The sequence below is a fragment of the Chryseobacterium sp. BGARF1 genome (assembly GCF_001677955.1).
Lineage (GTDB): Bacteria > Bacteroidota > Bacteroidia > Flavobacteriales > Weeksellaceae > Chryseobacterium.
Genome location: NZ_LELA01000072.1, coordinates 1 through 20,601, shown reverse-complemented (window position 1 = coordinate 20,601; position 20,601 = coordinate 1). Strand labels below are relative to the sequence as shown.

Here is a 20,601-nt window from a genome sequence, read left to right as displayed (position 1 = left end):
ATTTTATTGTATTTATATTATTAATAGTGACATTTATAAATATTTTTAAAGAATCAAAAAAAATGTTTACATATTTAAATGTTACAAGTTTTTTGATAGTAATTTTAGGCTTTTTAAGTTTTTATATGAATTATGGGGAACTTTGGAAAATTTATATTAATTCTTTTTTAATTACACTTTTCATTTTTTTAATAGTTCCTACACTACTTATAAATTATTTTAGACATACTCCAGCAAAGAACGAAATAGAGGAAATAGGAAAAAAGCAAGATTAAAAAACATAAATAAAAATGGCAATACTAGTCACAGGCGGACTTGGATATATTGGTTCTCATACTGTTGTAGAACTCATTAATAACAACTTTGAAGTAATCATTGTTGATGATTTATCCAATTCAGAAAAATTTATTTTACATAATATTGAGGAAATTACGGGTAAGCGACCTATATTTTATCCTTTTGATTTGAAAAGAAAAGAACTTCTTAATCAAGTTTTTGAGGCGCATGATATTGAAGGATGTATTAATTTTGCAGCGTTTAAAGCGGTCGGTGAGAGTCAGGAAAAACCCATTGATTATTACGAAAATAATTTGTTTTCGCTGATTAATATTCTTCAGGAATTTAAAACCAGAAAAATTTCGAACTTTATTTTCAGTTCATCTTGTACCGTTTACGGTCAGGCTGATGAAATGCCAATCAACGAAAATACTCCGTTAAAAATGCCGGAAAGTGTTTACGGAAAGACAAAGCAAATGGGAGAGGAGATTTTAAAAGATTTTGCTCAATCTTACAAAAGCAAAATATGTTTATTAAGATATTTTAATCCAATTGGGGCACATCCTTCAGCTTTATTGGGTGAATTACCAATTGGAGTTCCAAATAATTTAGTTCCTTATGTAATGCAAACTGCAGCAGGAATTCGTGAGAAATTGAGCGTTTGGGGCAATGATTATCCTACGGAAGATGGAACGGCAATTCGTGACTACATTTATGTGGTAGACTTGGCGAAAGCACATGTTGCTGCACTGAAAAGCTTAATGAATAATAATTCTGAAGAAGCTGTAATTGATATTTATAATCTGGGAACAGGAAAAGGATCATCGGTCTTGGAAGTTGTAGAAGCTTTCGAATCTGCAAATGAAGTGGCTGTACCTTATCAAATTTGCGATAGGAGAGAAGGTGATATTACCATCGCTTATGCCAATGCTGAAAAAGCTGAAAAAGAACTCAACTGGAAATCTGAAACTTCTTTGAAAGAAGCTTTGAAAACAGTTTGGGAGTGGCAAAAATATTTAGAATCAAGAAAAAATTAAACTATAAATAACACCTTAAATCCTTATGAAAACAGAAAGAATAGGAATCACATTTTCATCTTTTGATCTTCTGCATGCAGGTCACATCAAAATGTTGGAAGAAGCCAAAACTGTTTGTGATTATCTAATTGTTGGTTTGCAAATTGACCCTTCACATGAGAGGCCTACAAAAAATAAACCTACTCAAACAATCGTGGAGCGATATATTCAGCTAAAAGCAGTAAACGCGGTTGATGAGATTATTCCTTATTATACAGAAGAAGATTTAGAAGATATCTTAAAATCTTTTGTAATTGATGTAAGGATTATTGGAGATGATTATCTGGATCGTGATTTCACCGGCAAGAAATATTGTGAGGAAAAAGGCATTGAGATTTTTTATAATAAAAGAGATCACCGCTTTTCTTCAAGCGATTTAAGGAAAAGAATCTACGAAGCCGAAATGGCAAAATCTAAATAAATAAAAATCCCGAAAAAATTACTTTTCGGGATTTTTTTATGATTGATTGTGAATAATATTACATTGGTCCGCCTTGTTGGTCGTCTCCTGTAGCATTAGAATTTACATCTTTCTTTCTTTTCGGTTGCTCAATCTTTTCACCTTGCTTAAATCTGTACGTTAAAGATACTGCAAACTGTCTTGGTTGCCATTGCATATAAGAATCTCTTACGAAATTATCGCCATATGCTGTTGATTCCATTGCTCTAGTATTGAAGATATCTTGAATATTAAAACTAAGTGTTCCATCACCTTTCCAAATTGTTTTTGACGCACCAAAATTAAGAGCATACATACTTTTTCTTTCAATGCTCGAAGTTTTTTGACCACCTCTATAAAAACCTTGTAACTGGAAGCTAAACGTCTTATCTACTTTAAAAGTTGATGTTAAACGTGCCCTCGCTGAAAAACCACTACCATCAAAAGGTACAGGTTTAGAAACTACAGATAAATCATTGAATATTCCGGTATTTTTATATCCGAATAAATCAACATTTCCTAAGAATTTCAACCATTTTGTAGCATCCCAGTTAAAGTTTAAATCTAACCCATAGCTGTCATTAGTTCCTAAGTTTATTGGTTTAGTTTTAAAAACTCCTCCATCAGAATATACCAACATTTTTACGTCATCTGTAGAATGTTTGTAATAAAGAGTAGGATTAATTGTAAATTTTCCTTTTGAAATACTATAACCCAATTCATAAGAATCTACATAAGAAGGATTTAAATCAATATTTCCTTCAAAAATATTCTGATTATCTGTATAGCTCGGATTAGGAATCAAGAACCATGATCTCGGTCTGTCAATTCTTCTTGAGTAATTCACTAAAAACTGATTGTCTTTTGTGATTTCGTAGCTTAAGAATACGGTTGGGAAAAGGTTATTGTAACCCTTTTTATTGTCGATGTTTTTTGTAGCTGAATCTAAGTTTGAATATTGAATATCAACATTCGAATATTCGTTTCTTACACCAACCTGATAACCTAATTTTCCGATTTTACTTTTAAACTGTACATATCCTGCATTAAACATTTCTCTGTAGTTTGCATTGTATGTAAAGTTGTTTAAATAATGAAAATCTGCAAAAGGAGAGTAACGCTCTAAAACATCATTGTCGTAATTGTTATTGTTGATGTCTAATCTGTAACCAGCTTCAATTTTTGAGTTTTCTCCTATCGGAAGCTCATAATCAGCTTTACCTACCAAAGTTTTGTTTCTTGTGGTTTGGCTAATGCTGTTCTGAAGTTCAAAAATATTGTTTGTAATTTGATTAACGTCAGTATCATTATAAGATCTGTTGCTTTGTAAACTTAATGATAATGAAATGTTTTGTCCCTTATCATCAAATTTGTGATCTAAACCGAAATCTCCCTGAAAGGCTAAATTATTATTAGATCCTGTATTGATTCTTTCCGTAAACAAGCTGGGAGCATTCAAAAAACGATAATCATAGGTAATATTTCCCAAGTTATCGCTTTCAAAAGTTCTTATCGTTCCGGATGCGTTAATTGATGTTTTGTCTGAAAGGTCGTAAACTAAACCTGAAGAAACATTATAATTGTTGTTCTTGTTTTTAGAAATAGATTCCTGATCAGTTTGAGTTCTTCCGCCGTTTGCTGCGTTGAAGAAAGTCGCATTGTTCCTGTTTGTGTTTTTAGACTCACGGTAACCACCGCCACCGTTTAAAAACCAGGTAAGATTACCTTTTCTCCAGCTTAAATTGGTGTTCAAATTGGTTTGAGGTAAATATCCTAAAGTTCCGGTAACACTACCGTTGAAACCTGTCTTTTTTGATTTCTTTAAAATAATATTTAAAATACCCGCAGTTCCGCTGGCTTCAAATTTTGAAGAAGGGTTGGTAATTACTTCAATTCTTTCAATCTGATCAGCTGGGATACTTTGCAATGCATTGGCTCCGTCATCGATTCCAAGAAGAGCAGAAGGTTTTCCGTTAATTAAAAAACGAACGTTTGAGCTACCTCTCATCGAAACGGTACCGTCTGTATCTACAGAAACTGATGGTACATTTGATAAAACATCCTGAAGGTTTCCGCCTTTACTTACAATATCCTGAGATGGGTCGTAAGTTCTTTTATCCAGCTCAACTTTATAAGGCTTTGCTGTGGCAGTGATTACTACTCCCTGGATGTCCTGAGTTTTTAAATTGGTACTTGTTGCTTCCGGTTCTATAGAAAGAGCACCAATACTTCCAGCGGTTGTAATTTGTTTATTGATTACGCTTTTCTTGTAATCGATTGCTTCTATTGTAATATCGTAATTACCAGGAGTAAGGTCTAGCTTATAATTTCCTTTTTCGTCTGTAAGGGTAGCATCACTCAACAGTTTGCTTGTTTTATTGCTAAAAGTTACAGAAGCGTATGCAACCGGCTGGTTACTTTTATCAACCACAGTTCCTGAAACTCCTACTTTATCCTGAGCAAAAGCAAAAGCTGCTGCAGATAAAACAAAAGTAAGCCCTAAGGTTTTTTTTGTGAAAATACTGATTATTTCCGTCTGATTCATAAGGTATTCTTTAGATAAAACTGTAATGAAAAGGTTTTAATTTTATTAATTTATTAAAGCCTTTAAAAATACAATTTCACGATTCGTTTATTATTTTTAATAGATATGTCGCCTTTGAGAGCTAAATGTTAATTATTAATTTGTTAAAATAAAGTTAAATATTTTTATTATTTAATATTATTTGAATTCAGCCAATCCTGATATGCTTTTGCATTGATGACATGTTGCTCTGCACTTGCGGTAAATTTGTGAAATCCGAATCTTTCAGGGTCTGCACACATAAAGATATAATCGTGTTTTTCAGGACTTAAAACCGCATCTACAGAATTTTTATCTACCACACAAATGGGCCCCGGAGGAATTCCTGCATTGGCGTAAGTGTTGTAAGGGGATGGAGTAGAAAGATGCTTATAAAAAACTCTTTTAATAGATTCTTTAAAGTTGGTCTGCTTGTTTATTGCGTAAATAACGGTTGGGTCAGATTGCAACTTCATTCCTTTTTTATATCTGTTTAAATATAAACCGGCAATGGTTTTCATTTCATCAGGTTTTCCTCCCGATTCTTTATAAACAATCGATGCCAAAGCATAAATTTGATCTCTTGTTAAACCAGATTCTTGTTCTTTAGCTTTCCTTTCAGAGGTCCAAAATTCGTTGTACTGATCTTCAAATTTTTTGAAAAACTCTTTTGGAGTTACGGTCCAGAAAAAATTATACGTATCGATGAAGAAATATTTTTTTAGATCTTCAGCGTTTTTATATCCTTTTTCAGAAGCTATTTTGTCAAGGTCATTAACGAATTTTAAGGAGTCTAGCTCAGTTTTTTTGCTCACTTTTCCTACCATCTGATAAATATCTCCAAAATCACCAATCCTAAATGAGTTTTCAGACTGATTTCCGGCTTTTATCATATTGACCAAACTTGTATTACTTGCTCCTTTAGTAAAATGATAACGACCCGGCTTGAAATACTCATCCATGTTTTTATCTTTTGCAACCTCAACAAATGATTCTTTATTATCAATATAAGGAGCGATGGAATCTAAAACCTGATTAAATTTTGCACCATGTGGAATCAAAACATACCCGTCTTTTGATACGTTGTTTCCGTAGTATTTACTGTAGAATTTTAAACCAAAAAAACCTGCTGCTGCAAGAATAAGGAGTACGATAATGAGAATAGTTTTTTTCATTATGATTAAATAGATTAAAAGTTTTTATGTTTTTTAAAGAATATCTACCTTTCCTTGGAAAACTTGTTTAGCAGGACCTTCAAGCCAAATCTGACGGAATGTGTCTCCATCTTTTTCAGCATAAACTTTAAGGTCACCACCCAACGTTTTAACTTTTATGGAGGTTAGATTACCTTTTTTCAGAAAAGTTAAAGCAGAAGCTGTAACTCCAGTTCCACAACTGTAAGTTTCATCCTCAACGCCTCGTTCATAGGTTCTTACGAAAATCTCATCATTAGAAATATTTTCAACAAAATTAACATTGATACCTTTTTCTTTATAATTTTCCGAATTTCGGATGCTGTTTCCCTCTGCAAAAACGTTGAAATTGGCAATGTCTTCTACATATTTAATATAATGAGGCGAACCTGTATCTAAAACAGAATCTTCACCGTCATTTGTGATTGACGTAACATCACTCATTTTTAATTTTACGATGTTCCCGTTGATTTCAGCTTCGTGAAGCCCGTCAATAGCGGTAAAAGTTGTCGTATTATTTTTAAAAATCGAAAGAAAGTAAGCAAAAGCTACAGAACAACGTGCTCCGTTTCCACAGAAACTTTTTGAGCCATCCGAATTGTAATAATCCACTTCAAAATCTACTCCTTCTGCTGCGTTTATTTTAATTAATCCGTCAGCGCCAATTCCAAAGCGACGGTCGCAAAGTTTTTGAATATTGGCAATTGAAAGATCATTCCACGCTCCAGAGCGGTTATCAATCATCACAAAATCATTTCCAGTTCCCTGATATTTATAAAATTCCATAGCTTCTTTTTTATCTAAAATTAACCTGCAAAATTAATATAATTAAAACAAAAAACGAACAGCGATTTGCTGTCCGTTTCATTATTTAGAATGATTATCTTCTTGATCCGCTTCTTTGAGGATTATTATCAGAATTATTATTGTTCTGAGGGGTTGTCTGCGTGTTGTTTCTATAATTTCCGCTACTGTTTTGTGAAGGCTGCTGTGTCTGATTTCGTACGCCACTGTTTCCCTGGCTTTGGTTACGGAATCCTGAGTTATTTTCATTTCTTACACCGTTATTAGAAGTGTTTCGTTGTTGCTGGTTATTATTATAAGTCCTTTGACTATTATTGTATCGATAAGAATTATTTCCGTTACCTATACCATTATTAGGTCTTTGACTAGTTGTAACCTTTCCTACAGCTCCCGAATTACGTTGTACATAGACTTTGTTTCTATTGTTTCCGTAATAATAAGGTACTCCGTTGTCGTAATAATATCGCATATCATTTCTGTAATAATATCCGTCATTACCGTAATAACCACCTGAGCCGTAATATCCTGAAGGAGCGTAATAGTATCCGTTATCATAATATGGATCTCCGTAAGCACCGTAATTGTCACTATAAACAGCACATGAAGTTAAACTAAATCCTAATAAAAGAACTGCTGTTATTTTTAATATATTTTTCATAATTTCTACTGTATTTTTTCTTTAAAACTTTTCTTCCAGCTGACGTATCCTAAGATGGCCATTATAGTAAATACCAAATATTGAACCGAAGTTATTCCATAGCCTTTATAAATATACATCGGGATAGAAATAAGATCGCCTAAGATCCAGAAAAGCCAACTTTCTATGCGCCTTTTCGCCATCAACCACATTCCAACCAGAAATATTGAAGTTGTAAATACGTCCAGCCAATTGGCCCAATCGAGATGATAAAACCCAAACTCTATATTCTCTGTAGAAAAATGATCATCTATGTAAGGTTTGTAGTAATAAATGATCATCACCAGAAAGATACTCAGCATGAAAAGGATTGCCGCCAGCATCCATTCTTTCTTTTTCGCCCAGGAAACATTCACATGAACATGGTCTTCAGAATTTTTGTTCCATAAAATCCATCCATAGACACTCATCACCGAATAATAAATATTAATCATGCAATCTCCGAGTAAACCTGCAATAAAAAGAAGATATACATAGATGATGGTAGAAACAATTCCCGTAGGGTAGACCCAAATGTTTTTTTTTATGGAAAAATAGACGCTCATAATTCCTAGAATAGTGGCAAAAGTTTCAAGGGAAATTTGCAGTCCAGTGTATGATTCGTAAGGTTTTATGAAGAGGTCATAAATATTCATGGTTTCAAAAATAAGCAAAAAACACGGTATTTTAAAATGCATTAAAATAGGTGAAAATCAGTTTTATATAGTCTGGAATTAAAATAAATTGACGAAAGTTTATCAATAAATATTAAGGTCTCTAAATTTTTTATATTTTCGTAAATCTTTAAAACAAAGAAAACAATATGTCAAATATTTGGAAAACAAAACCATTAGGAGCCTATGAGGCCGATATGAAAAAGAGTGAGCTCAAGCGAGTTCTGGGGAAATGGAGCCTTACTGCCATTGGTATCGGCGCAATTATTGGAGGTGGAATTTTTGTACTTACAGGTACCGGTGCTTACTATCATGCGGGTCCTGCTTTAGCTTTATCATTCGTTGTTGCAGGGATTGCCTGTATATTTGCAGCACTCTGTTATGCAGAATTTGCGGCGTTATTGCCTGTTGAAGGTTCGGCTTATGCTTATGCATATGGAACAGTAGGTGAAGTTTTTGCATGGCTTATCGGTTGGGGATTGGTATTGGAGTACGCAATGGGCTCTATGACGGTGGCGGTTTCCTGGTCCGGATATTTTAATAAATTTTTGAAAATTATTAATATTGAGCTACCTTATTATCTCACCAATGACTTTTCTACGGCAAAGCAATATGCGGTAAGTCATGGTTTAACAGAGCCAAGCTTTGCATTTAATTTACCAGCATTTATCATTGTTTTAATTGTTACTTCAATTTTGGTAAAAGGGACTAAAGAAGCTGCAGGAGCAAACAATATGATTGTAATTTTAAAAACTTCTGTTGTAGTTTTTGTAATCGTTGTAGGTGCTTTGTTTATCAATATGGATAATCTTACACCATTTATTCCGGACGAAAAAATGATTCTTCAGTCTGATGGAAAAATGGGAGCAGCATATGGTTTTAACGGAATTATTGCCGGAGCAGCTGCGGTTTTCTTCGCATACATTGGTTTTGACGCAGTTTCTACTCAGGCTGCAGAAGCTAAAAATCCTAGAAAAGATATTCCTTTTGCAATTATTACTTCATTGTTAGTTTGTACAGCATTATATATTTTAATGTCATTGGTTCTTACAGGAATGATGAGTTATAAAGACTTCGGAACTGTTCCTGATGCTTTAACTGCGCCTGTTGCTGTTGCTTTTGAAAAAGCTACCGGAATGGATTGGGCTGTAATTTTAATTACTGTTGCTGCAACTATTGGATTAATTTCTGTATTGTTGGTAATGATGTTGGGTCAGTCTAGAATTTTCTTGGGAATGGCAAAAGATGGTCTTCTTCCAAAAATGTTCAAAGAAATTCACCCGGTAAGAAAAACTCCTTATAAAAATACTATTTTGTTAGGTATAATTGTAGCAACTGTTGCAGCACTTACGCCAATCAGTACTTTGGTACATATGTGTAGTTTTGGAACTTTATTCGCATTTACAATGGTTTGTTTTGCGGTTTGGTTGCTAAGAATAAGAAAACCAGAATTGAAGAGAGGTTTCAAGACTCCTATGCTTCCTGTTGTGGCATCATTAGGTATTTTAATCAATATTTATTTGATTATCAATTTAGAGCCTAGCGCAATTTACATGGCGATTGGCTGGTTAGCTTTAGGACTTTTAATTTACTTCTTGTATGGTAAACGAAACAGTGTTCTGAACCAAGGTGGTTATGATGAATTTATCGAAAAATAAATTTTAAATAGATACTTTTACAATCCGCAGATTAATCTTCTGCGGATTTTTTTATTTTTGTTATTATGAAAAAAATCTTCACTTTGTTATTTTCTACGGTTGGTTTATTGATGTTTTCTCAAAAAATCGAAAGTTTTGAAACTATTTTAAATGATAAAATAAGCATCAGAGCAATCGAATTGTATGATAACAAAGTCTGGTACAGCGGAACGGAATCTAAATTCGGTTTTGTTGATTTAAAAAATAATAAAGCTCAAAAACAGATCAAGCTATCTGAAAAGAAGTTGCAATTTAGAACTTTGACTCAAGATGACGATGCTTTTTATGCCATTAATATTGAAAGCCCTGCTTACTTTTTTAAAATTGATAAACGAACCTTGAAACCTGAAATTTTTAATACGGATTCTACAAAAACAGCCTTTTATGATTCCTTTATTATTCAATCTAAAAATGTAGGTCTAGCTATAAGCGATCCACATGAAGACGGTGTTCCTAATTTTTTTAATTTTCATAATAGTAATAATTATGAAGTTCTGAATTACCCAAAATACAATAAGGGTGAAGCACATTTTGCTGCAAGCAATTCAAATATCTCAATGTATAAAGATTTAGTTTGGATTGCTACTGGCGGAACTTTCTCCAGAATTTTTAAATTCGGCTGGAAATATCCTTTATATTGGGAGGTTTTTGATACTCCATTTGTACAAGGTCAATCTGCGGGAATCTATTCTATTGATTTTGCCAACCAGAATTTTGGAGTTGCAGTTGGTGGTGATTACACAAAACAGGAAGCCAATGTCAATAATATTGCAACCACCAATGATGGCGGAAAAACCTGGCAGATTCAGGCATCAGGAAAAAACTCAGGATATACAACCTGTGTGAAAATAAAACCTAATTCAAAAGGCAAAGAAATGATCTCTGTAGGAGATCAGCACATCAGTTATTCTTCTGATTTTGGAAAAACATGGAAGAAAATTTCCGATGAAAAAGGGTTTTACGTTTGCAAATGGGTAGATGGAAATACCGTGGTCTTTGCTGGGAAGGACAAGATTTCATTGATGAAATTAAAATTTTAAATGCTTTAGATAGAACATATCTTTTCGATTACAACAGATTTGAAATTTCTTAAAATTACCTTTGATCAAAATTTTCTAATGAAAAATTTAAAAATATTTTTCCTTTTCCTAATTCCAACATTTTTTTATACTCAGAAAATAAGGGTTTTCATATTGGCTGGCCAGTCGAATATGAATGGTTTCGGGTATAATAAAGATCTTCCAAATGATCTGAAAACCATTAAAGGTGTTTATATTTTTCAGGGAAATTCTGTTCCTGATGGAGAAAAAAATGGCGGAGCAGGAAAGTGGGATGTTTTGAAAGCCGGAAACGGAACCGGTTTTAAAACGGATGGAAAAACCAATACACTTTCAGACCGATTTGGTTTGGAAATGACTTTTGCCAAAAGAATGAAAGAACTCTTTCCGAATGATAAAATTGCGTTGATAAAATATGCGAGAGAAGGCACTTCCATAGATAGTCTTGCGACAGGAAGTTTCGGTTGTTGGGATTCAGATTATCACGGAAAAAACGGCCTGAATCAATATGATTATTTTCTGAAAACTGTAAAAAATGCTTTAAATGAAAAAGATATTGACGGGAACGGAAAAAGAGACGAATTACAAATGTCCGGAATTCTTTGGATGCAAGGTGAAGGAGACGCAAGCTACAATGAAGAAATTGCCAATAATTATTACGCTCATTTGAAAACTTTGATGAATCAGATGCGGGCTGCTTTACGCACCGATGATTTACCGGTTGTGATTGGAAAAATTTCAGATTCCGGTAAAAATGAAAAAGGAAAAGTCTGGCCAATTGGAGAGTTGGTACAGTATGCTCAGGAGAAATTTGTAAGAGATGGCAAAAACACAACGATTGTTCGTTCTACCCAGAAATACAACTACGGAAACGATCCATGGCATTATGACAGTGCGGGTTACATCGATTTGGGAAAGAATTTTGCGGAAGAGGTATTTAGACTCATTATAAATTTCGAAAAGAAAGACTAATATAATTCATAAGCTCTAATTCAGAAGTATTGGTTAATTTTGTAGAATGAAATTCATTAATTTCATCAGTTTAGAAAAAATATAAAGTTTCAAATGAATTCGTTAATCGATAAATATAATATTCCAGGTCCTCGTTATACATCTTATCCCACTGTTCCATATTGGGACGAATCTACTTTTTCTCCGGAAAAATGGAAATCTAGTGTCATCAGGTCGTTTAATGAAAGCAATTCGGGAGAAGGGATTTCAATCTACATTCACCTTCCTTTCTGTGAAGCATTGTGTACTTTTTGTGCTTGTCATAAACGTATTACAAAGCAACACAGTGTAGAAGTTCCTTATCTTGAAAGTGTTTTAAAAGAATGGATGCTTTATCTTCAATTATTTAATGAAAAGCCGAAGTTAAAAGAACTACATTTAGGAGGTGGAACACCCACGTTTTTTTCTCCGCAAAATCTAAAAACCTTATTGCAAGGAATTTTTGATACGGTTGAAATTGCAGAACATCCTGAGTTTTCTTTTGAAGGTCACCCCAATAATACAACAAGAGAGCATCTTCAGACCTTATTTGATTTAGGGTTTAGAAGAGCAAGTTTTGGGGTACAGGATTATGATTTGAAAGTTCAGAAAGCCATTAACAGAATCCAGCCTTTCGAAAACGTAAAAAATGTTACAGAATGGGCCAGAGAAATTGGGTATACAAGTATTTCTCATGATTTGGTGTATGGTTTACCACATTCTAATTGGGAAAGTATGGCTCTTACTATTCATAAAACTTTAGAACTAAAACCGGATCGTCTTGCGTATTATTCTTACGCTCATGTGCCATGGATAAAAGGAGTGGGGCAAAGAGGTTTTGACGAGAACGATTTGCCAAGCGGTGAAGAGAAACGCAGATTGTATGAAGACGGTAAAAAATTATTGGAAGAATTAGGATATAAAGAAGTAGGGATGGATCATTTTTCTCTTGAAGAAGATGAACTGTATAAATCTATGATTTCAGGAGATATTCACCGTAATTTCATGGGATATTCTTCAAGTAAAACTCAGCTGATGATTGGTTTAGGAATGAGCTCTATCTCAGATTCTTGGTATGCTTTTGCTCAAAATGTAAAGACGGTGGAAGAATATCAAAAAATAGTTGAAGAAGGTGAAATTCCTGTCGTGAAAGGACATGTTTTAAATGAAGAAGATTTATCAATCAGAAGACATATTCTAAATTTAATGTGCCAGTTGGAAACTACTTTTGAAAATAAAGATGCCATTCCGGAGCTTGAGAATGCTTTTGATATGCTTCAGGAAATGGAACGTGATGAATTGGTTGAAATTAACGACAATCAAATAAAAATAACGGAAAAAGGTAGAGCTTTCACAAGAAATGTAGCGATGGTTTTTGATCTCAGAATGTTGAGAAACAAACCCGAAACCAGAATTTTTTCAATGACGATATAAATAAAAAGCGATTCAGAAATGAATCGCTTTTTTATTGATTAGGTTGAACGAAATCTTTTATCACGCAAAGATTTTAATTTTGTAGCTTATTATTTTAAGGAGCAAAGGATGGCGACAAGTCGCTGATAAAGCTTGAATAAAACGAACGCTTAATAAAATCAATTTATTGATTCATCTTTGCTCCTTAAAATGCTTTATTAATATCAATCTTTGCGTTAATATAACATTTAATTACAATAAATGTTATCAAAAGTAATTTGCAAATTTTTTATCACGCAAAGATTTTAATTTTTTAGCTTATTATTTTAAGGAGCAAAGGATGGCGACAAGTCGCTGATGAAGCTTGAAAAAAACGAACGCTTCATAAAATCAATTTATTGATTCAATCTTTGCTCCTTAAAGTATGCTTTATTAAAATCAATCTTTGCGTTTAAATATAAATAAAAGGAGTTCAGATTATTTAATAATTATTTTCTGGCTGTAAGATTTAAAATCTCCCGATTTAATATTGATGTAGTAAACTCCTGCAGGAATTCCTGAGATATTGATGCTGTTTTCAAAATCGAATTTTGTTTCGCCTAAAACTTTTCTTCCTTCCGTACTGAAAATTTCAGCAATATTGTTATTACCCTTTAATCCATCCACAAAAATTCTTTCTGATGCAGGATTTGGGTAAACTCTGACTTGACTGAATGTAATATCCTGAACTCCTAAAGTTGTTGTTTTAATCTTATAAATTTTACCATTGTTTACAGCAGCCACATAAAGCTCTTTAAGATTATCTTGTCCGAAAGTTGAAAAATTATTTCCGGTAAAAGGAGTCGTCCACGAAATTGAATTATTGGTTTCCATCACGCCGATTTGCGAAGAACAGTAGTCTGCAAAAAAGTATTTTCCCTGCAAACTTGGATTTTGAGTTCCACGATAAACATAGCCTCCAGTAATAGAACACTTGCTTCCTGAATGGTCATAAACTGCGACTGGAAACGTCATTGTTGAAGAAGCGGCACAGCCAGCTGTGCTGTAAGTATTATTTCCTTCATAGCATCTCCATCCGTAATTGATTCCTGCCTGTGTGATCGGCATTCGATTGATCTCTTCAAATAAACCTTGCCCTACATCAGCGATCATTACATTTCCACTGGTTAAGTCAAAAGAATATTTCCACGCATTTCTTAAACCGTAAGACCAAATTTCATCTGAGCCATCAACGCCAATAAAAGGATTTCCTGCAGGAATATTGTAGGCTGCGGTAGAATTAATATCAATTCTAAGCATTTTTCCTAACAATGAATTTTTGTTTTGAGCATTATTATTAGGGTCACCGCTACTTCCGCCATCGCCAGTTACAACCCATAAATTTCCGTCAGGAGCAAAATGAATGCTCCCACCATTGTGGTTTGCAAAAGGTTTTGGGATGTTTAAAATGATCTTTTCTGAATTAGGATCAGCAATATTAGGGTTGGTAGTATCTACGGAATATCTTGCTACGATAATATTTCCTGCTGTATTGTTGTAATACACGAAAAAATAGCCGTTGGTAAGATATTGTGGATGAAAAGCTAAACCTAAAAGACCTCTTTCTCCACCGAAATTTATTTTATTGCTAATATCAAGAAAGTCTGCAGTATTTATCGTTCCGCTGGGCTGTATAATCTTAATAATCCCATTTTGCTGTACTACGAAAAGACGGCTGTCATTTGCATTAGTTATTTCTACGGGACTGGTTAGCCCGGTTGCAAATTCTTCCAGAACAAAACCTTGGGCTTGTATGATTAAGGAAGAGAATAATGTTAATGAAAGTAATAGTTTTTTCATAATATTTTGGAATTTAAGGTGTTGTGTGGTTTGAATGAAAATTTCATACCAATATTTATTTTTAATGTTTAATAAAATAAGTCATAAAATATCCTAAAAATAAGATTGCCGATATATCTGAAAATAAACCATTTCTGTTGCTAAAAGTTCATAAAATGTCAATAAAATCATTATATTTGCCGACTTAATTTAACGTAGTTATAACAAAATGCAAGGAAAAGGACTTATTACAATTGTTGCTATTGTACTAGGGTTAATTTGCTTAAATGAGCTATTACCAACCTGGTACGCCGGCAAAATTGAATCGCAAATCGAAGCTGCGAACGGAAACGAGAAAGAAATCCAGAGATTAAAGGATGAAACTTTAAATCTTGGGTTTACAGAACTTTCTTATGCTAAGGCAAAAGACAAAGAAATGAAGCTAGGTCTTGACCTGAAAGGGGGGATCAACGTTCTTTTGGAAATCAATCAGAGAGATTTGGTGAATGATTTAACTAATTATTCTACCAATCCTATTCTTATTGAGGCTCTAAACAGAACAGATGAAGCTCAAAAAAACTCTACAAAATCTTATATCGACAATTTCTTTGTTGAGTTTGATGCCGTAAACAAAGCAAAAGGCGCAAACCTTAAACTTGCAGATCCTGAAATCTTCGGAAATACTAATCTTTCTGAGATTAAATTTAATACCACCGATGATCAGGTAAGAAGCATTGTTAAAAAAAGAATTGATCTTTCTGTAGGTACTGCTTTTGAAGTAATCAGAACCAGAATTGATAAATTGGGAGCTATCCAGCCAAACGTACAGAGAGTTCCGGGAACGGCAAGAATCTCTGTAGAAATGCCGGGTATGAAAGATATCGATAAGGTAAAAAAGATGCTTCAGACTTCTGCAAAACTTCAGTTTTGGGAAATACAGCAGTTTGCTGAGGTTGCACCTTATTTCCAGACTTTAACGGCTGTAGTTGCTGCAAAAGGTGACTCTATGGGAGTTGCTAAAAACACTAATTTCCTTAATCTTATGCAAGGTGGTAAATCTGGAAGCATGAGCTCTGTAGGAAGTGTGAAATTGACAGATACTGCAAAAGTAAACAAGATATTAAATAGTAAAATTGCACAGTCTTTACGTCCTGCAAATATTAAATACACTCAGTTCATGTGGGGTTACAAGCCAGAATCTACGGATGAAAAAAGCTTGGTCCTATATGCTATAAGAGGTAATATCAATCAAAAAGCTCCGGTAGATGGAGCTGTAGAAACTGCAAGCATCGGTTATGATGAATTGAGCAGAGTAGTGGTAGATATGCAAATGGATTCTAAAGGTGCTAAAGATTGGAAAACGCTTACTGAGAAAAACGTAGGAAAACCAGTTGCTGTAACTTTAGATAACAGAGTATATACTGCGCCAAATGTACAGGGTGCAATTCCTAACGGTAGAACTCAAATCTCTGGTAACTTCTCTCAGGAAGAAGCTAAAGAATTGGTTGACGTTTTAGGAGCAGGTAAATTACCTGCGGGTGCAAAAGTAGTACAAGCTACACAAGTAGGTCCGTCTTTAGGACAGGAGTCTATTGATGCGGGAGTTTTATCATTCTCTATTGCGTTCTTAATTATTATTGCATACATCATTTTCTACTACGGTTTAGCAGGAGTTTATGCGGTAATTGCAATGATTATCAACTTATTCTATATTTTCGGAATTATGGATTCCGGAGACTTTACTTTAACGCTTCCTGGTATTGCGGGTATTGTACTTTCAATGGCAATGGCGGTAGATACCAACGTAATTATTTACGAAAGGACGAAAGAAGAATTGTTTGCTGGGAAAAATATTCTTGAAGCGTACAAAGATGGTTTCAAACATGCATTGAATGCAATTATTGATGGTCACTTAACGATGATTTTGACTGCGGTAGTATTGTTCTTCTTCGGAACAGGGCCTATCAAAGGATTTGCATTGACGCTATTGATTGGTGCTGTTATGACATTGTTTACATCAATCTTACTTTCAAGAGTAATGATTTTCCATAGATTAAATAAAGGTAAAGATCTTTCAGTTTGGACTCCTCCAACGAAAAACTTATTCAGAAATACTTGGATCGATTTTATTGGAAAAAGAAAATATTCATACATCATTTCTGCAATTTTAACGGTAATCTCTTTAGGATCAATCTTCGTTAACGGATTTAAATTTGGTATCGATTTTACAGGGGGTAGAAACTACGTGGTAAGATTTGATAAAGAAGTAAATGCAGAAGATGTTGAAAATGGTTTAGTTAAAGTTTTCACAACTCAAGATGGTAAAAACTCTTCTGTAGAAGCTAAAACTTTCGGAAACAACAATCAGCTGAAGATCTCTACAGATTACCTAATCAATGACGAATCATTGAAGGCTGACCAAACTATTGAGCAAAAATTATTTGAAGGTTTAAAACCAAATCTTCCTGCAAACATGACTTTAGAAGAATTTAAATCTGCAGATACAGATCATGCAGGGATTATTTCTTCTGAAAAAGTAGGACCTTCTGTTGCTGATGATATTCAGACACACGGTACTCTTGCGGTTGTTGCTGCTTTGGCAGGTATTTTCATCTATATTTTGGTGAGATTTAGAAAATGGCAGTTTTCATTGGGTGCTGTTGCGGCACTATTACATGATGCTATCATTATTTTGGGTGCATTCTCGTTATTCCATTCGGTAATGCCTTTCAACATGGAGGTTAATCAGGATTTCATCGCGGCAATTCTTACAGTATTGGGTTACTCAATCAACGATACCGTAATTATCTTCGATAGAATTAGAGAGTACTTGAGAGAGAAGAAAGCGCTTACTTTATCAGGATTGTTTGATGATGCAATTTCTAGTACTTTAGGTAGAACGTTCAACACAACATTTACCACTTTACTTGTAATTCTTGCCATCTTCATCTTTGGTGGAGACAACTTGAGAGGATTTATGTTTGCATTGTTAATCGGTATTGGATTTGGAGCTTATTCATCCATCTTCATTGCATCGGCAATTGCTTACGATTTCCTTAAAACAGGAAAAGAAGAAGACGTCCACGGTAAATCTTCATCAGATAAAGAATTACTTGCTACAAAGTAATATCAACTACATTAAATATATTAAAGAGCCTTTCAAACGAAAGGCTCTTTTTTTATAAGTTCTAAATTTGATTTTTATTAAAACTAAAACAGCTATTTCATCAACCAAAAACGATCAACTATCAACCAACAACAATTCATCAATTTAACACGAATATTTTTCCCGATTTCCTTATTTTTGCACAACAATGGAAAATTCAAAAAAGAAAGCAGCAATGAGTTTTATATTTATCACGTTGCTGATAGATATAACGGGATGGGGAATCATCATTCCTGTAGTTCCACAACTGATTAAAGAACTGATTCATGCAGACATCAGTGAAGCTGCAAAATATGGAGGCTGGCTCGGTTTTGCTTATGCTTTCGTTCAGTTTGTTTTTTCTCCGGTTGTAGGAAATCTTAGTGATAAATTTGGGCGAAGACCTATTATTTTGATTTCACTTTTCGGTTTTGCCATTGATTATATTTTGCTTGCTTTGGCTCCAACCATTTTGTGGCTGTTTGTAGGAAGGATTATTGCAGGGATTACCGGAGCGAGCGTTACTACAGCGAGTGCATACATTGCCGATATTTCTACAGATAAAGACAGAGCCAAAAACTTTGGTTTAATTGGTGCTGCATTTGGTTTGGGTTTTATTATTGGTCCGGTTTTAGGAGGTGTTTTAGGACATTATGGAGCAAGAGTTCCATTTTATGCAGCGGCAGGTTTATGCCTTTTAAATTTCCTTTATGGTTATTTCATCCTTCCCGAAAGTTTAGATAAAGATAAAAGACGCGAGTTTAGCTGGAAACGTGCAAATCCTGTAGGTTCATTCAAATTTTTAGGAAAGCATCCTGAAATTTCAGGGTTGATCTTTGCTTTAATTTTAATTTATATTGCAGGTCATGCAGTACAAAGTAACTGGAGTTTCTTTACAATGTATGAATTTGACTGGACAGAAAGAATGGTCGGAATTTCTTTAGGTGTCGTTGGTCTTTTGGTAGGTTTGGTTCAGGGAGTTTTGATCCGATGGACAACTCCAAAGCTGGGTGAACAAAAAAGTATTTTTTATGGATTAATATTATACGCAATAGGATTGCTGCTATTCTCATTTGCTTCCGAAGGTTGGATGATGTTTGTCTTTTTAATTCCTTATTGTTTGGGTGGAATTTGCGGTCCTGCTTTGCAGTCTGTGATCACAAAATCGGTTCCTTCAAACGAACAAGGGGAATTGCAGGGAGCTTTGACAAGTTTAATGAGTGCAACATCCATTATTGGTCCACCTGTAATGACCAATTTATTTTACTTTTTTACCCATGACGAAGCGCCGTTTAAGTTTTCTGGAGCTCCTTTCTTTTTAGCATTTATATTGATGTCTATAAGTGTAGTGGTCACTTATTATGCTTTTCAGAAAAAGAAATCTTAAAATTTATTTAAAATTAAACATAATATATTTTTTATATATAATCTTTTGTAATTTAGCACCATGGAATTAAGCATTGGAGAAATGGCACTTATTGCCATTGCAATTGTAGTTTTATTTGGTCCGGATAAACTACCTCAGATTGCTCGCGACCTTGGAGCGGGAGTGAGAAAAATGCGTGGCGCAGTAGAAGACATCAAAACTGAGATCATGAAAGAAACAGACAACCCTGTTTCTGAAATAAAACGTGAGATTGAGAAAGTGAAAGATGCAGCGAAAGACTTTAATCCGATGAAGAACATCGAAGAAAATATTTTAAACGAACAGCCTTCTGCCACAGAATTACCAAAAGTAAAACCTGCAGATGACGAAACTTACGAAGGACCGGTAAGCCGTTAAAATATGGAAGAAATTATTCAGGAAGATAAAAATATTTTCATTTATCTCAACAATTTAGGTGATACGCCATTTGATCAGTTTTGGATAATGATTTCTGCAACCTGGATTTGGGTTCCGCTGTATGTCATTCTCTGTTATCTTCTATACAAAAATTTCAAATTAAGATCTCTGCTCTACATTCTCCTTTTCATTGCAATTGGAGTGACTGTTTCAGATCAGGTTTCGGGGATTTTCAAATATGGTGTTGCAAGACTAAGACCTTGTCATGACCCTTCACTTCAAAACGTTATGCGTATTGTAAAATGTGGCGGGCAATATGGTTTTTACTCTGCACATGCTTCAAATACTTTCTTTTTAGCAAGCTATTTGAGTTTTTTATTGAAAGATAAACTTAAATGGTTTCCTTATGCTATATTTTTCTGGGCTGCAGTGGTAGCATACAGTCGTATATATTTAGGAGTACATTTCCCGGGAGATATTTTGGTAGGAGCGTTTGTTGGAACTTTATTGGGAGGGCTCTTTGCTTTGCTCGCAAAAAAAGTAATAAACAAACAAACCATAAATTCATAACAAGATATTTACTCATTCTTAACTTAGTTGCAACATCTTTTAGTTTTCTGTCTGTTCAGTATAAAAAACAGCTTAAGAGTGTTAAAAACAGCTGATTATATTTGTACTGAAGAACAATATTCAAAATTGATTCTTACGGAGCATATTCAGAAATATCAATCTGAATATTACGTTAATATTGAAGCTGTATATAGCTATTTTGGCTTTTAAATGTCAGTCTATCGTTTAAAAATTAATTTTATTTTTAACATTAAGGAATTAAGGCCTTTAGCTTAAAGGATTTAATAAAAATCAATTCATAGATTTCTTATTTGCATTTAGATTAATTAACTAAAATCCTTAATGTTAAAACAAGAATAAACAAAGTTTATTTTAATTTAGAAATCGAAGATTCGACGTAGTCAAAATTAAGAAAAAGGTTATAAA

General features: G+C 33.9%; 18 protein-coding genes. 12 read left to right on the top strand and 6 right to left on the bottom strand.

Annotation, left to right across the window (positions count from 1 at the left end; genetic code table 11):
- The 3 genes from AB671_RS22790 to AB671_RS13630 all read left to right on the top strand — a co-directional run.
- Positions 1–275: hypothetical protein (locus tag AB671_RS22790; protein WP_228391043.1), on the top strand; the 275-nt coding region annotated here is incomplete at its 5' end.
- 15 nt (positions 276–290) lie between these two features.
- Positions 291–1,313 carry a UDP-glucose 4-epimerase GalE gene (gene galE, locus AB671_RS13635; protein ID WP_066679648.1) on the top strand — a complete coding sequence of 341 codons (1,023 nt, stop codon included), beginning with the start codon at positions 291–293 and terminating at the stop codon, positions 1,311–1,313.
- Positions 1,314–1,338: 25 nt separating this feature from the next.
- The gene (locus tag AB671_RS13630; RefSeq protein ID WP_066679649.1) at positions 1,339–1,773 is read left to right on the top strand and encodes an adenylyltransferase/cytidyltransferase family protein; all 435 of its coding nucleotides are present in this window, start codon (positions 1,339–1,341) and stop codon (positions 1,771–1,773) included.
- 58 nt (positions 1,774–1,831) lie between these two features.
- Here AB671_RS13630 and AB671_RS13625 read toward each other — a convergent pair whose 3' ends face one another.
- The 5 genes from AB671_RS13625 to pnuC all read right to left on the bottom strand — a co-directional run bounded on the left by AB671_RS13625 (position 1,832) and on the right by pnuC (position 7,683).
- Positions 1,832–4,336, bottom strand: coding sequence for a TonB-dependent receptor domain-containing protein (locus AB671_RS13625; protein WP_066679650.1), 2,505 nt, complete (start codon positions 4,334–4,336; stop codon positions 1,832–1,834).
- Positions 4,337–4,503: 167 nt separating this feature from the next.
- Positions 4,504–5,529, bottom strand: a complete 1,026-nt coding sequence (mltG, locus tag AB671_RS13620; protein ID WP_066679651.1) for an endolytic transglycosylase MltG — start codon at positions 5,527–5,529, stop codon at positions 4,504–4,506.
- Positions 5,530–5,562: 33 nt separating this feature from the next.
- Positions 5,563–6,333 (bottom strand): diaminopimelate epimerase, encoded by a 771-nt coding sequence (gene dapF, locus AB671_RS13615; protein ID WP_066679652.1) that lies wholly within the window; start codon positions 6,331–6,333, stop codon positions 5,563–5,565.
- Between the two features lie 94 nt (positions 6,334–6,427).
- Positions 6,428–7,009 (bottom strand): hypothetical protein, encoded by a 582-nt coding sequence (locus AB671_RS13610; protein ID WP_066679653.1) that lies wholly within the window; start codon positions 7,007–7,009, stop codon positions 6,428–6,430.
- A 5-nt stretch (positions 7,010–7,014) separates the two neighbouring features.
- On the bottom strand, positions 7,015–7,683 hold the full coding sequence (pnuC, locus tag AB671_RS13605) for a nicotinamide riboside transporter PnuC (RefSeq protein ID WP_066679669.1): 669 nt from the start codon (positions 7,681–7,683) through the stop codon (positions 7,015–7,017).
- 167 nt (positions 7,684–7,850) lie between these two features.
- Here pnuC and AB671_RS13600 point away from each other — a divergent pair, with 167 nt between their 5' ends.
- From AB671_RS13600 to hemN, 4 genes are all read left to right on the top strand, one after another.
- The gene (locus AB671_RS13600; RefSeq protein WP_066679654.1) at positions 7,851–9,359 is read left to right on the top strand and encodes an APC family permease; all 1,509 of its coding nucleotides are present in this window, start codon (positions 7,851–7,853) and stop codon (positions 9,357–9,359) included.
- A gap of 65 nt (positions 9,360–9,424) precedes the next feature.
- Positions 9,425–10,438: a WD40/YVTN/BNR-like repeat-containing protein gene (locus AB671_RS13595; protein WP_066679655.1), complete on the top strand. Its 1,014-nt coding sequence runs from the start codon at positions 9,425–9,427 to the stop codon at positions 10,436–10,438.
- Positions 10,439–10,516: 78 nt separating this feature from the next.
- Positions 10,517–11,428, top strand: coding sequence for a sialate O-acetylesterase (locus AB671_RS13590; protein WP_066679656.1), 912 nt, complete (start codon positions 10,517–10,519; stop codon positions 11,426–11,428).
- A 93-nt stretch (positions 11,429–11,521) separates the two neighbouring features.
- The gene (hemN, locus tag AB671_RS13585) at positions 11,522–12,880 is read left to right on the top strand and encodes an oxygen-independent coproporphyrinogen III oxidase (protein ID WP_066679657.1); all 1,359 of its coding nucleotides are present in this window, start codon (positions 11,522–11,524) and stop codon (positions 12,878–12,880) included.
- A gap of 456 nt (positions 12,881–13,336) precedes the next feature.
- Here hemN and AB671_RS13580 read toward each other — a convergent pair whose 3' ends face one another.
- Entirely contained in the window at positions 13,337–14,698 is a 1,362-nt protein-coding gene (locus AB671_RS13580; protein ID WP_066679658.1) for a PQQ-dependent sugar dehydrogenase, read from the bottom strand.
- Positions 14,699–14,906: 208 nt separating this feature from the next.
- Here AB671_RS13580 and secD point away from each other — a divergent pair, with 208 nt between their 5' ends.
- From secD to AB671_RS22940, 5 genes are all read left to right on the top strand, one after another.
- Positions 14,907–17,804, top strand: coding sequence for a protein translocase subunit SecD (secD, locus tag AB671_RS13575; RefSeq protein WP_066679659.1), 2,898 nt, complete (start codon positions 14,907–14,909; stop codon positions 17,802–17,804).
- Between the two features lie 187 nt (positions 17,805–17,991).
- The gene (locus AB671_RS13570) at positions 17,992–19,209 is read left to right on the top strand and encodes a TCR/Tet family MFS transporter (protein ID WP_066679660.1); all 1,218 of its coding nucleotides are present in this window, start codon (positions 17,992–17,994) and stop codon (positions 19,207–19,209) included.
- Between the two features lie 60 nt (positions 19,210–19,269).
- Positions 19,270–19,605, top strand: coding sequence for a twin-arginine translocase TatA/TatE family subunit (locus AB671_RS13565; RefSeq protein WP_066679661.1), 336 nt, complete (start codon positions 19,270–19,272; stop codon positions 19,603–19,605).
- Positions 19,606–19,608: 3 nt separating this feature from the next.
- Positions 19,609–20,175: a phosphatase PAP2 family protein gene (locus tag AB671_RS13560; protein ID WP_066679662.1), complete on the top strand. Its 567-nt coding sequence runs from the start codon at positions 19,609–19,611 to the stop codon at positions 20,173–20,175.
- 78 nt (positions 20,176–20,253) lie between these two features.
- Positions 20,254–20,385, top strand: a complete 132-nt coding sequence (locus tag AB671_RS22940) for a hypothetical protein (protein ID WP_262484183.1) — start codon at positions 20,254–20,256, stop codon at positions 20,383–20,385.
- Positions 20,386–20,601 lie beyond the last annotated feature (216 nt).